Origin of the sequence: Paenibacillus macerans (assembly GCF_050565405.1) — a bacterium.
Lineage (GTDB): Bacteria > Bacillota > Bacilli > Paenibacillales > Paenibacillaceae > Fontibacillus > Fontibacillus macerans_B.
The window spans coordinates 1-526 of record NZ_JBNYYG010000134.1; the positions used below are offsets into that span (position 1 = coordinate 1).

The 526-nt window shown below is 69.0% G+C and carries 1 protein-coding gene; it reads left to right on the forward strand.

What is annotated here, in order from left to right:
* On the forward strand, positions 1-526 hold a 526-nt coding region (locus ACQ4N8_RS28170; protein ID WP_430707679.1), incomplete at both ends, for an AMP-binding protein.

The window sequence follows — 526 nt, forward strand, 5'->3', positions numbered from 1 at the left end:
CGGGCGGCGAGCCGCCGCTACAAGCTGGTGAACAACTACGGTCCGACGGAGAGCACGGTGGTGGCGACGAGCACGGTGCAAGGCCTCGCGGAGGAGATCTTGACGATCGGGCGGCCGATCGCCAATACGCGCATCTACATCGTAGGCGCGGAAGGGCAGCTGCAGCCGGTCGGGGTGGCCGGGGAGCTGTGCATCGCGGGCCGGGGACTGGCCCGGGGATACAACAACCGGCCGGAGGAGACGCGGGAGAAGTTCGCGATGGATCCGTTCGTGCCGGGCGAGCGGATGTACAAGACGGGCGATTTGGCGCGGTGGCTGGAAGACGGCAGCATCGAATACCTGGGCCGCAAGGACCTGCAGGTGAAGGTGCGCGGCTTCCGGATCGAGCTGTCGGAGATCGAAGCGCAGCTCGCGGCCCATCCGGGGGTACAGGCGGCGGTGGTCGCCGGCGTCCCGGATGCGCACGGCAATACCGCGTTGTGCGCCTACGTCGTGCCGGAAGGGCTGACCGCCGCCCATGGGCGGA